Origin of the sequence: Microbacterium kribbense, assembly GCF_039537285.1 — a bacterium.
Lineage (GTDB): Bacteria > Actinomycetota > Actinomycetes > Actinomycetales > Microbacteriaceae > Microbacterium > Microbacterium kribbense.
Map to the genome: position 1 here is coordinate 12,534 of NZ_BAABAF010000003.1, position 12,354 is coordinate 24,887.

A 12,354-nucleotide genomic window follows, 5' to 3' on the forward strand; every position below is an offset into this window, starting at 1 on the left:
GGGGGCGCCGGGTCACCGGGTGGGGAACGCCTTGATGCGCTGCAGCAGGTCGGGACCGGTGCGATCGAGGAGGCGCCCGCCGACGACCACGCCGACGGCGATCGCCGCGACCCCGACCACGACCGCGACGGCAAGCGAGAGCCACGAGACCAGCGTGAGATCGGCCAGTGCGCCGATCAGGGCGAGCACGAGCGCGGGCGCGGCCAGCACGAGCATCGCCGCCATCACGACGAACACGAGCAGGCCGCTTGCCATCGTCTGCCCGGGCACCCTGCGGAACGGGCTGTCACCGGGCGCCGGAACCGGCACGACCAGCAGCGCCGAGGCCACGGCCGAGACGGCATAGCCGGACAGCAGCAGCGCGAGCGCGGCGCCGAACACGGCCGGTGCCCGGTGTGCGTCGCCGGCGATCGCCAGAGTCACCGCGCCCACGGCCAGCACCGCGGGCACGCCGATGCATGCGGCGCCCAGGAGCCGACCGAGCCGGTCGTGGCTCCCCCGGATGCCGGTGGCCAGCACCGTGCCGAACGCGGTCCCGTCATACGAGACGTCGCTGTAGCCGGCGATCCCCTGCAGAAGGGCGACCGCGACCGCCGAGGACGCGAACAGCGGTCCGTCGACGCCCTGCCCCACCAGGAACACGATCGGCAGCAGCGGAACGAACAGCAGCTGGCGCAGGTAGCGCGGATCGCGCAGCCAGGCAGTGAGCGCGCGCGCCCAAGTGGCGCCGACATCACCCGTGGGCACGCGCCCGAACCAGCCCAGTGAGCGCGCGCGAGCACTGCGCGCCGTGCGCCGCGCGGGCGAGTCCGTCACGCCGTCCAGCGCGCGCGACCACGCGAGCCAGAGCACGATCACACTCGCCGCCGCGATGGCCAGCCGGGCCATCGCGGGCAGCCACCCGGCGCCGCTCGGCGCGGCCAGATCCGCCGGCGCCGCCCATGCTGCGCCGAGCGGCGTCCAGCCGAGCACCGCGACGACGCCGGCCACCCGGTCGCCGACTCCGCCGGCGGCATCCAGCAGCGTCGCCACGCCGGTGATGGTCGGCCCGGTCAGCACGAGCAGGGCCAGCAGCACCGTGCCGACGATCTCACGGCCACGGCGTTTCGAGCCCAGGCCCGCCGACCAGGTGGTGGCGAGCCGGCCGGCCAGAACGCACGTGAGCACCCCGAGGACCGCGCCGACCAGGCCGACCACGGCCGCCACCGGCCAGCGCGCCCACAGCACGATGGTGCTCAGCGCGGCGGCCGAGGTGGCGATTCCGGGCACGCCGGTGAGTCCGATGCCGGCCAGGGCGAGCATCGTCTGACGCCGGGAGAGCGGGAACGGCGCCAGCCGGCCGGCATCCACCGTCATGTCGGAGCCCGCGATCAGCACGGGCCCGATCACCCAGCCCAGCACGAGCAGCGACCCTCCTGCGACGGCGACGAGCCGCGCCTCGGGAGCCCCCTCCCAGATGGCCAGGGCGATGAAGCCCACGAGAACGGCGACCAGCGCGCATGCGGCCCAGAACATGCCGAGCACGAATCCGACCAGCTGCCACACGTTGCGGGTGAGGGTGTTGGCCAGGATGCGGTAGCGCAGCGTCAGAACTGTCGCAACCATTCCGGTCCCCCGGAGGTGTGCCGGCCACCCACCAGCGAGATGAACCGGTCCTGCAGACTCTGGCCCGCGCGCACCTGGTCGACGGTGCCGGCTGCCAGGACCCGGCCCGCGGCGAGGACGGCGACGTGGTCGCACATGCGCTGGACGAGGTCCATCGAGTGGCTCGACACGATGACCGAGCCGCCCGAGGCGGTGTAGCCGCGCAGCACGTCCTCGATGTTCGCGGCCGAGACGGGATCGACCGATTCGAACGGCTCGTCGAGCACGAGAAGCCGGGGTGCGTGCACCAGCGCGCACGCCAGCGCGATCTTCTTCGTCATGCCGGCGGAGTAGTCGGCGACGATCGTGCCGGCGGCCTCGCCCAGGTCCATCATCGCGAGCAGGTCGGCGGTGCGCTGAGCGATCTGGCCACGCGGGATGCCGAACATCATCGCCGTGTAGGTGAGCAGCTGCGCGCCGGTGAGCCGGTCGAACAGCCGCACGCCGTCGGCGAGGTTGCCGATGATGCGCTTGGCCCGCACCGGGTGCGCCCACACGTCGGTGCCGTGCACGAGTACCTGCCCCGCGTCGGGGCGCAGCAGTCCGGTGGCCATCGACAGGGTCGTGGTCTTGCCGGCGCCGTTGGGTCCGACCAGCCCGTAGAACGAGCCCGAGGGCACATCGAGGTCGATGCCGGCGACCGCCTGCTTCTGGCCGAAGCGCTTGGCGAGACCGCGCACCTGCAGCGCGGGGACCGACGGCGGGCTCGGTGGCGTCATCAGTCGCGGATCGTGGCGCCGAACCGCTCGGCCGCCACCTCGACGCCCTGCAGCTTGGCGTCGGTGGCCTCCGCGGCGGTCAGCGTCCTGCCGGCGGCGCGGAACAGCAGCCCGAAGGTGAGGCTCTTCGTCCCCTCCGCCAGGCCCGGCCCGCGATAGTCGTCGACCAGATGCAGCGACTCCAGCAGCGCGCCGCAGCCGTCCACCAGCGCCTGGCGGACGTCGCTCGCCGGCACCCCGGCCGGCACCACCAGCGAGACGTCCTGCGTCGCGGGGGTGTGCGTGGACAGGGATGCCGCGACCACGGGGGTGCGGGCATCCAGCACCGCGTCGAGGTCGAGCTCGGCCACGTACACGCGCCCGTGCAGGTCGGCGCCCGCGGTCACGGCCGGCAGCAGCTCGCCGACATAGCCGACCTCGTGGCCGGCGGCCGTCAGCACCCCGGTGCGCCCTGGGTGCAGGGCGGCGCGCTCGGACTGGATCACGTCGATGCGTGCGCCGGCGGCGGCGGCGATCGTGGCGACGGCATGCAGCGCGTCGGCCAGCGACACCGGCACCGCCGTCTGCCCGGGCGCCTTGGCCACGGCGTCGCCGGCCAGCAGCACCGCGACATGCCGCGGCTGCGGCGGCAGCGCGGCGTTCAGCGCGGCCAGCACGTCGTCGTCGGGACGCTGTGCCAGCGGCGGCACGAAGTCGGTGCCGTAGGCCACGCCCGGTTCGGGCAGGAACACCGCGCCGGCCTCGAACAGCGCCAGGTTCGTGAACCCGCGTGCCGCGTTGCGGTGCGCGACCTGCAGCAGGCCGGGGATCAGCGACCGGCGCAGGAAGGGCGCGTTGCCGTCCAGCGGATTGGCCAGCCGCACGCCGGGCAGCGACCGCCCGGTGGCCGAGCCGTGCAGGTCGTTCTGGGCCTGGGTCGTGAACGGGAACGACGGCGTCTCGACCAAGCCGGCGGCGGCCAGCGCATTCGCGACGCGGCGGCGTCCCAGCTGCTCGGCGGTCCAGCCGCTGCCGGACGGCGGCGTCGGCAGCACCGACGGCACCCGGTCCAGGCCGTGGATGCGCGCGACCTCTTCGGCCAGGGTCCACTTGTCGGTCAGGTCGGGCCGCCAGGACGGCGGGGTGACCGCCCACTGCGGTCCGCCGGCACGGAACCCCTCGACATCGGCCACGTCGCAGCCGATCATCTCCAATGCGCCGGTGATCTCATCGGCCGTGTAGTCCACGCCGACAAGGCCCGGGACGAACTCCTTGGGCAGGAAGATGCCGTCCTGGTGGTGGGCGGTGAACAGCGCGCCGCCGACCTCGGCATCCAGCGTGCCTCCCGCCAGCTCGACCATCAGGTCGGCCACGCGCCGGGCAGCGATGAACGGGATGGCCGGGTCGACGCCCCGCTCGAAGCGGCGGGATGCCTCGCTGGGCAGCTTGTGCCGGCGTGCGCTGCGCGCGATCGTCACCGGGTCGAAGGTCGCCGCCTCGATGAGCACGTTGCGGGTGGACGCGCTGATCTCGGTGGCCGCGCCGCCCATCACGCCGGCCAGGCCGATCGGGCCGGAGTCGTCGGTGATCAGCAGGTCCTGCTCGTCCAGCGTGCGCACCTGATCGTCCAGCGTGGTCAGCTTCTCGCCGGGTCGGGCGCGGCGCACGGTGATGCCGCCGGAGAGCTTGTCGAGGTCGTAGCCGTGGACCGGGTTGCCCAGTTCGAGCATCACGTAGTTGGTGATGTCGACCAGCACCGAGAGGGAGCGGATGCCGGCCAGCACCAGGCGCGCGATCATCCACGGGGGCGTCGGCGCGGACGGGTCGACGCCGCGCACGACGCGGACCACGAACTCGCTGGCGCCGACGTTGCCGCGGATGGGCGCGTCGTCGGCCACCGCGACGGCGAAGCCGCCTTCGGGCTGGCCCAGCTCGCCCCAGGGGCGGTCCCCCGGGTCGCGGAACGCCGCCCCGGTGGCGTGCGCGTACTCGCGGGCGACACCCCGCATCGACAGCGCATAACCGCGGTCGGGGGTCACGTTGATCTCGACGGCCACGTCGTCCAGTCCCAGCAGCGCGATGGCGTCCGCGCCCACCGGCGCGTCGATGCCGAGGTCGGCCAGCCGCAGGATGCCGTCGTGCTCGTCGCCCAGGCCCAATTCGCGCGCCGAGGCGATCATGCCGTCCGAGACGTGGCCATAGGTCTTGCGCGCGGCGATCGGGAACGGGCCGGGCAGCACCGATCCGGGCAGCGTCACGACGACCTTGTCGAAGGCAGCGAAGTTGTGCGCGCCGCAGACGATGCCGCGCACTCCCCCGTTCGCCTCGCCGACGTCGACCTGGCACCAGTTGATCGTCTTGCCGTTGGTCTGCGGCTCGGGCACGAGCGAGAGCACCTGGCCGACCACGACGGGGCCGGAGATCTCGAAGCGGTGCACGTCCTCTTCTTCGAACCCGACCGCCACGAGGGACGCCAGCACGTCCTCGGGGGTGACATCCGGCGCCACGTCGACATATTCACGCAGCCACGAGAGCGGGACGCGCATCAGACCACCATCCCGAACTGCTCGCTGAACCGGATATCGCCCTCAGCCATGTCGCGCATGTCCTGCACATCGCTGCGGAACATCAGGGCGCGCTCGACGCCGATGCCGAACGCGAACCCCGAGTACACCTCGGGGTCGATGCCGGCCGCACGCAGCACGTTGGGATTGACCATGCCGCAGCCACCCCACTCGATCCAGCGGGCACCGCCCTTGAAGGTAGGATGCCACAGGTCGAACTCGGCCGACGGCTCGGTGAACGGGAAGTAGTTCGTGCGCAGCCGCGTCTTCGCGGCGCTGCCGAACAGCTGCCGGGCCAGGTGGTCCAGCGTGCCCTTCAGGTGCGCCATCGTGATGCCCCGATCGATCACGAGCCCCTCGACCTGCGTGAACACCGGCAGGTGGGTGGCGTCGTACTCGTCGGTGCGGAACACCCGGCCGGGCGAGACGATGTAGATCGGCAGCTCGCGGGTCAGCATCGACCGCATCTGCACCGGGCTGGTCTGCGTGCGCATCACGAGGTGCCGGGCCACCGGGTCGACGTAGAAGGTGTCCTGCATCTGCCGTGCCGGGTGGTCCTCGTCGAGGTTCAGCGCGTCGAAGTTGTACCACTCGTGCTCGAGCTCGGGGCCTTCGGCGACCTCCCAGCCCATCCCGATGAAGATCTCGCCGATCTGCTCCTGCAGCAGCGTGAGCGGATGCCGCGCCCCGACGCGCGCGCGGGCGGCGACGGCCGTGACATCCACCCGCTCCGCCTCCAGCCGCGCGGCGGTCTCGACGGCCTCGAGCTCGGCCTCGCGAGCGCCCAGCGCCTTTGCGACCTGGCCGCGACCGGCGCCGATCAGCTTGCCGAACTGCGCCTTGTGCTCGGGGGCGACCTCGCGCATCCGCGAGTTCAGCCGCGCCAGCGGTGACCCCTCCGCGGCATGCGCGGCGCGGGCCGCCTTCAGCTGCGTGGTATCGGATGCGGCCGCGATGGCTGCCAGTGCGGCCTGAACCGCGGCATCCACCGCCTCTGGGGTGATCTGGGAGCGCTCGTCGGACACGAGAACCGAGTCTACCGGCGCGTGGCGATGGCCTCCGTCATCGTCACCGGCTCCCCGCCCTCGCCGGGCGGCGGTGCGGCCACCCGCGGCGAGCGGCGCGTGCTCTTCTCGACCCGGTAGGCGACGTAGGACAGGATCAGGCACAGCACGACATAGATCGTGCCGCCGATGATCGCCGCCGGCACCAGCGGGGATCCGAACGGCACCTGGTTGCCCAGCAGCTTGATGACGTACAGCAGCTCGGGGTAGGTGATGATGAAGCCCAGCGCCGTGTCCTTCAGCGCCACGACCAGCTGCGAGATGATGATCGGCATCATGGCGCGGATCGCCTGCGGCATGAGGATCAGGCGCATCACGGCGTTCTTGCGCAGGCCGATCGCATAGCCGGCCTCGCCCTGCCCGCGCGGCAGCGACTCGACGCCGGCGCGCATGGCCTCGGCGAGCACCGAGCCGTTGTAGACGATCAGGGCGATGACCACGGCGTAGTACGGGTCCATCTTGACGCCGACCACGGGCAGGCCGTAATACATCAGCATCATGAAGATCAGCACCGGGATGGCCCGCAGGATCTCGACGATCCAGCCGACCGGCACGCGCACCCAGGCGTGGTCGGAGAGGCGCCCGACGGCGAGGATGAAGCCCAGGATGAGCGCGCCGATGCCGGCGACGATGAACGCCGACAGGGTCTTGCCCAACCCGTTCAGCAGCAGCATCCACGGCCCGGAGTAGGTGAAGATCGACCACTTCTGCGCCGTGAACTGGCCGGTGGCGAACAGCCGCCAGACCACGAGGGCGATCACGGCCAGCACGACTAGGACGGTGACCGTGCCGAAGATGCGGTTGCGCAGCCGTGCGCGGGGGCCGGGAACGTCATAGAGCACGGAACTCATCGCTGCACCTTCCACTTCGTCTCGAGCACCCGTTGCAGCCATGCCAGCAGCAGCACCAGCACCACGAAGATCGCCGCGATCAGCAGCAGTGTCAGCAGCTGGTTCTCGCCGGACATCATCGTGACCAGGAGGTTGTCACCCTTGCCGGCCTCGCGGTGCTCACTGAGGTAGGCGGTGACCGAGCCGAGGTTGAGCACCGAGAAGCCCGCCGCCACGGTGGTGTTCTTCAGCAGCGCGATGAACACGCTCATCATCGGCGGAACGACCGAGCGGAAGGCCTGCGGCAGCACGACCAGGCCCATCACCTGCCCGAATCCCAGGCCCAGGGCGCGGGCCGCTTCGGCCTGCCCGACCGGAACCGTGTTGACCCCGGAGCGGATGGTCTCGGCGACGTAGGTGGCGGTGTAGATGCCCAGGGCGAGCGTGGCCAGCATGATCGAGTCGACCCGCGCGCCCAGCAGGATCGGCATCGCGAACGCGAAGAAGAACATCACCAGCGTCAGCGGCGTGTTGCGGATCCAGTTCACGTACACGGCGCCGGCCGCACGGGCGATCGGGATCGGCGAGACGCGCGCGGCGCCGACGATGAACCCGAGCACCAGGGCGAGGATGCCGCCACCGCCGAACAGGATCAGGGTGCCGACGATCGCATCCCACCAGAACGGCAGCAGGGTCGAGATGCCCACTATCGGGCCGCCTCTCTTCGTCGCGGATACGGGGATGCCGGCGGCGGCGCAGCCGCGCCCCCGCCGGGGCTCGGTCAGCCGACCGGGTCGACCTCGGGCTGCGTGCCCTTGACGCCGGAGGCGCCCAGGTTGTTGTCGAAGATCTTCTGCCACACGTCGTGACCGGAGGTCAGGACGTTGTTGAAGAAGGCCTGCAGGCCCGCGTCGTCCTTGGCCAGGCCGATGCCGTAGCGCTCCTCGCTGAAGACGTCGCCGACGGTCTTGAGGTGGTCGGGGTCCTGCGCGGCGTAGCCGAGGAGGATCGCCTCGTCGGTGGTGACGGCATCGACCTGTCCCTGCAGCAGGTCCTGCACACAGGTCGAGTAGGTGTCGTACTCCTTGGTCTTGGCCGGGGTCTCGTCCTTGATCCGCTGGATCGAGGTGGAGCCGGTGGCCGAGCACACGACGTCGCTGGCCGTCAGCGAGTCCTTGCCGGTGATGGTGGTGTTGTCCTTGGCCACCAGCAGGCCCTGGCCGGTGATGAAGTACGGGCCGGCGAAGGCGATCTGCTCCTTGCGCTTGTCGGTGATCGAGTAGGTGCCGACATAGAAGTCGATGTCACCGTTGACGATGGACGACTCGCGGTTGGCCGAGGCGATCGGCTTGAAGTCGATCTTGTCCGCGCCGTAGCCGAGGGATGCCGCCATCCAGCGGGCGATGTCGACGTCGAATCCGCTGCGCTTGTTGGTCGTCGTGTCGAGGTAGCCCAGGCCCGGCTGGTCCTCCTTGACGCCGATCGTGACCTTGTCGGCCTTCTGGATGCGCGTGAACGTCGGGCTGTTGTCGACCGTGACGCCGCTGGCGACCGTCCACGGGGTGGAGGCCGCGGCGTCGCCGCCGGGGGTGCCGGGCGTGCCGCTGTTGCACGCGGTGAGGGCCAGAAGGGCTGCCGCGGCGACGCTCAGGCCTGCGATGATGCGTGTTTTTCGCATGTGATTTCTCCTTTATGAGGGGGGTCTTGGTGGCGGTCCGGTGCTCAGTGTGTGAGCAGCTTGGACAGGAAGTCCTTGGCGCGATCCGACTTCGGGCGCTCGAAGAAGTCCTCCGGGCTCGCCTCTTCGACGATCTGTCCGTCGGCCATGAACACGACGCGGTCGGCGGCCTTGCGGGCGAAGCCCATCTCGTGGGTGACCACGATCATGGTCATGCCCTCCTGCGCCAGCCCCACCATGACGTCGAGCACCTCGTTGATCATCTCGGGGTCCAGGGCGCTGGTGGGCTCGTCGAAGAGCATCACCTTCGGGTTCATCGCGAGGGCGCGGGCGATGGCCACGCGCTGCTGCTGGCCGCCGCTGAGCTGCCCGGGCAGCTTGTCGGCCTGCTGGCCGACCCCGACCCGCTCCAGCAGCGTGCGCGCCTCGGCGACGGCATCCGCCTTCTTCATCTTGCGGACCTTGATGGGGCCGAGGGTGACGTTGTCGAGGATCGTCAGGTGCGAGAACAGGTTGAACGACTGGAACACCATGCCGACGTCGCTGCGCAGCGCGGCCAGGGCCTTGCCCTCCTTGGGCAGCTCCTTGCCGTCGATGGTGATCACGCCGCTGGTGATGGTCTCGAGCCGGTTGATGGTGCGGCACAGCGTCGACTTGCCCGAGCCGGACGGCCCGATGACCACGACGACCTCGCCGCGGTGCACGGTCAGATCGATGTCTTTCAGGGCCTGGAATTCGCCGTAGTGCTTCTGCACGTTCTCGACCACGACCAGCGGGTCGCCGCGGCGGACGGAGATGTTCGACGTCTGCGGAGCCGCGTCATCGGGATTGGTCATCGTTCCACCTTAAGAAACGGCTGGGAATATCGCGACTTGAACACCCATCTGTAACCCAATCGTGTTCGACCTCCGCTCCGAGAAGGCGCGTCCTACGCCGAGAAGGCGCATCCCCCGCCGAGAAGGCGCGTCCTTCGCCGAGAAGGTGGCGCACCACCTCGGCGGGAAAGGGACCGCCTCGGCGGGGGGCGGGGCGGGGGCGGGGGCGGGCGAGGGCGGGGCGGGGCGGGGCGGGGCGGGTCAGGCGGCGCGCTGCGCGAAGGCGGACTCGTACAGGCAGACGCTGGCGGCGGTGGCCAGGTTCAGCGACTCGGCGCTGCCGTAGATCGGCAGTCGCAGTGCCGCGTCGGCCAGGGCCAGCACCTCGTCGTCGAGCCCGCGGGCCTCATTGCCGAACAGCCAGGCTGTCGGCTGGGCGAGGATGCCGGACTCACGCGCCGCCAGCAGGTCGTCGCCCTTCACATCGGCGGCGATCACGCGCAAGCCCGCGGAGCGGGCGGCGGTCACGACATCCGCCACGTCGCCGCCGAGCGAGATCGGCACGTGGAACAGCGACCCGGTGGTCGAGCGCACCACCTTCGGGTGATACGGGTCGACGGTGCGGCCGGTCAGGATCACGGCATCGGCCCCGGCCGCATCGGCGGCGCGGATGATCGTGCCGAGATTGCCCGGGTCGCGCACCTCCGCGCAGATCGCGATCAGCCGCGGCGCGACGGCGAAGACGTCCCGCACCCCGGTCGGAAACTGGCGGGCGACGGCGAGCACGCCCTGCGGCGTGACGGTGTCGGCCATCGCGTCCAGAACCTGCTCGGTGGTGAACTCCCAGGTCAGACCGGCATCGACCGCGCCCCGCTGCAGATCGGGATGCTTGGCGGCGGCGGTCGGCGTGACGTACAGCTCGACGATCCCGTCGGGACGCCAGGCGAGCGCTTCACGAACCGCCTGCGGCCCCTCCAGCAGGAACAGTCCGGTCTCATCCCGGGTGCGCCGCTTGGCGAGTTTGGCGACGGCGCGCACCCGCGCAGAGCGAGGATTCTCCAACACGCGCCCAGTCTATGGGCCCGGGCCGAGACGCCGAACGGGCGCCCCCCTGATGGGGACGCCCGTTCCGCAGAAGTTCAGCTCACGCCTGGGGTGCGTTCACATTCTCGGGCAGCGCCTTCTTGGCGGCGGCGACCAGCGCGGCGAATGCCGCCCCGTCGCTGACGGCCAATTCGGCGAGCATGCGCCGGTCGACCTGGATCTCGGCCAGACGCAGACCCTGCATCAGACGGTTGTAGGTCATGCCGTTCTGACGGCTGGCCGCGTTGATGCGCTGGATCCACAGGCGGCGGAAGTCACCCTTGCGCTTGCGGCGGTCACGGTACGCGTAGACCAGCGAGTGGGTGACCTGCTCCTTGGCCTTGCGGTACAGGCGCGAACGCTGCCCGCGGTAGCCGGATGCCCGCTCCAGGATGACGCGACGCTTCTTGTGGGCGTTGACGGCCCGCTTTACTCTAGCCATTTCGTTGTGTTCCTAATCTGCGTGTCGTCAGCGGCCGAGAAGCTTCTTGACGTTCTTCATGTCGGCCGGCGCGATGGTCTCGTCGGTGTTCAGCCGGCGGGTGCGACGGCTCGACTTCACCTCGAGGTTGTGGCGCATGCCGGACTGCTGCTTCATGATCTTTCCGCTTCCGGTGACCTTGAAGCGCTTCTTGGCGCCCGAGTGAGTCTTCTGCTTCGGCATTTCTCTTCCTTCGTTGTGCATCCCGCGAGGCGGGAATGGTCAGCCCGCGGTGCGGGAGCGAGTGGGGCCTATTCGGCGTGTTCCGCGGCGGTCGAGGCCGATGCACCTGCGGTGCTGCGCGCTTCGCGGACCGCCTGCTTGTGGGCGGCGCGCTGAGCGTTCTGCTCGGTCTTGACCTCGGACTTGTTCTTGTGCGGTGCGATCACCATGACCATGTTGCGGCCGTCGATGCGCGGGCTGGACTCGACGTCGCCGAACTCGGCGACATCCTCCGCGAAGCGCTTGAGCAGACGCACACCCAGTTCAGGGCGGGACTGCTCGCGGCCACGGAACAGGATCATCGCCTTGACCTTGTCGCCGGTCTTGAGGAAGCCCTCGGCGCGCTTGAGCTTGGTCGTGTAGTCGTGCGCCTCGATCTTCAGCCGGAACCGAACCTCTTTGAGGATCGTGTTGGCCTGGTTGCGGCGTGCTTCCTTGGCCTTCTGTGCGGCTTCGTACTTGTACTTGCCGTAGTCCATGATCTTGACCACGGGCGGCTTCGAGTTGGGTGAGACCTCGACCAGGTCGAGGTCGGCCTCCTGTGCAAGACGCTGCGCCACCTGGATGGCGACGACACCGACCTGCTCACCGTTGGGCCCGACGAGCCGGACCTCGTTGACACGGATGCGCTCGTTGGTGCGGGGATCGCTGATGCGGAACTCCTCTTTCATGCGGATATGGTGACCGGAGAGCCGATCCACTCCACCCGCACGATGCGCCCGGCACCGGCTTGTGCACCCTGTCTGCCGCGACGCGGCGGAGTGCAATGACCCGGTAGCCTGGAACGGCAAGCGCGGGTGGGATGTGATCCACTTTCCGTCCGAAGCAAGATTGCTCCGGAACCTGCAAAGTCTAGCAGAGAGAGTGATGTGAACACGATTCCGGATGCATTCGACGAGGACTCCGCGCGCCAGGAGCGCTGGGCGGAACAGCAGCGCCGGGCCGAATCGGCCACCCGCGACATCGCGGACGTTCCTGCGGTCGAAGTGATCACGACCACCGCGGTGCACCTGATGAGCGCTGCCGCCGTCAAAGTCGGTCTGGCCGACGACCCGGGCACCCAGCTGGACCTTGACGAGGGCCGCAAGCTCATCAATGCCCTGGCCGGGTTGATCACCGCCGGCGCCCCCGAGATCAGCGACGTGCACGCCCGCTCCCTGCGTGACGGCCTGCGTTCGCTGCAGCTCGCCTTCCGCGAGGCATCCGTCGTCCCCGACCCGATCGGCAAGGGTCCGGGCGAGAAGTGGACCGGCCCGGTCTCGTGAGGCGCCCGCG

Annotated in this window: 13 protein-coding genes; 1 reads left to right on the plus strand and 12 read right to left on the minus strand. The window is 70.1% G+C overall.

Annotated elements, in window-relative coordinates; all coding sequences use genetic code 11:
• Window positions 1-12: 12 nt before the first annotated feature.
• The 12 genes from ABD705_RS04595 to infC form a co-directional block, all read right to left on the minus strand.
• Window positions 13-1,605, minus strand: coding sequence for a hypothetical protein (locus ABD705_RS04595; RefSeq protein WP_344781038.1), 1,593 nt, complete (start codon window positions 1,603-1,605; stop codon window positions 13-15).
• Complete coding sequence (locus ABD705_RS04600; RefSeq protein ID WP_344781039.1) at window positions 1,587-2,363, minus strand: ABC transporter ATP-binding protein; 777 nt, start codon at window positions 2,361-2,363, stop codon at window positions 1,587-1,589. Before ABD705_RS04600 ends, ABD705_RS04595 begins: the two co-directional genes overlap by 19 nt.
• Window positions 2,363-4,888 (minus strand): phenylalanine--tRNA ligase subunit beta, encoded by a 2,526-nt coding sequence (pheT, locus tag ABD705_RS04605; protein ID WP_344781040.1) that lies wholly within the window; start codon window positions 4,886-4,888, stop codon window positions 2,363-2,365. Before pheT ends, ABD705_RS04600 begins: the two co-directional genes overlap by 1 nt.
• Entirely contained in the window at window positions 4,888-5,931 is a 1,044-nt protein-coding gene (pheS, locus tag ABD705_RS04610) for a phenylalanine--tRNA ligase subunit alpha (RefSeq protein ID WP_344781042.1), read from the minus strand. Before pheS ends, pheT begins: the two co-directional genes overlap by 1 nt.
• Window positions 5,932-5,942: 11 nt before the next feature.
• On the minus strand, window positions 5,943-6,821 hold the full coding sequence (locus tag ABD705_RS04615) for an amino acid ABC transporter permease (protein ID WP_344781044.1): 879 nt from the start codon (window positions 6,819-6,821) through the stop codon (window positions 5,943-5,945).
• Window positions 6,818-7,507 carry an amino acid ABC transporter permease gene (locus tag ABD705_RS04620; protein ID WP_344781046.1) on the minus strand — a complete coding sequence of 230 codons (690 nt, stop codon included), beginning with the start codon at window positions 7,505-7,507 and terminating at the stop codon, window positions 6,818-6,820. The genes ABD705_RS04615 and ABD705_RS04620 overlap by 4 nt, the downstream gene beginning before the upstream one ends.
• Window positions 7,508-7,581: 74 nt before the next feature.
• Window positions 7,582-8,478: a glutamate ABC transporter substrate-binding protein gene (locus ABD705_RS04625; protein WP_344781048.1), complete on the minus strand. Its 897-nt coding sequence runs from the start codon at window positions 8,476-8,478 to the stop codon at window positions 7,582-7,584.
• Window positions 8,479-8,522: 44 nt separating this feature from the next.
• The gene (locus tag ABD705_RS04630; RefSeq protein ID WP_425562028.1) at window positions 8,523-9,314 is read right to left on the minus strand and encodes an amino acid ABC transporter ATP-binding protein; all 792 of its coding nucleotides are present in this window, start codon (window positions 9,312-9,314) and stop codon (window positions 8,523-8,525) included.
• 240 nt (window positions 9,315-9,554) lie between these two features.
• On the minus strand, window positions 9,555-10,358 hold the full coding sequence (locus tag ABD705_RS04635) for a TrmH family RNA methyltransferase (protein WP_344781050.1): 804 nt from the start codon (window positions 10,356-10,358) through the stop codon (window positions 9,555-9,557).
• A 79-nt stretch (window positions 10,359-10,437) separates the two neighbouring features.
• A complete protein-coding gene (rplT, locus tag ABD705_RS04640; RefSeq protein ID WP_344781052.1) occupies window positions 10,438-10,818 on the minus strand; it encodes a 50S ribosomal protein L20 in 381 nt (126 codons plus the stop codon).
• Window positions 10,819-10,845: 27 nt separating this feature from the next.
• Entirely contained in the window at window positions 10,846-11,040 is a 195-nt protein-coding gene (gene rpmI, locus ABD705_RS04645; protein WP_344781054.1) for a 50S ribosomal protein L35, read from the minus strand.
• A 68-nt stretch (window positions 11,041-11,108) separates the two neighbouring features.
• Window positions 11,109-11,750, minus strand: a complete 642-nt coding sequence (gene infC / locus ABD705_RS04650; protein WP_344781056.1) for a translation initiation factor IF-3 — start codon at window positions 11,748-11,750, stop codon at window positions 11,109-11,111.
• A gap of 198 nt (window positions 11,751-11,948) precedes the next feature.
• On the opposite strand from infC, the gene ABD705_RS04655 reads away from it, so the two are divergent.
• On the plus strand, window positions 11,949-12,344 hold the full coding sequence (locus ABD705_RS04655) for a DUF1844 domain-containing protein (RefSeq protein ID WP_344781058.1): 396 nt from the start codon (window positions 11,949-11,951) through the stop codon (window positions 12,342-12,344).
• Window positions 12,345-12,354: the final 10 nt, after the last annotated feature.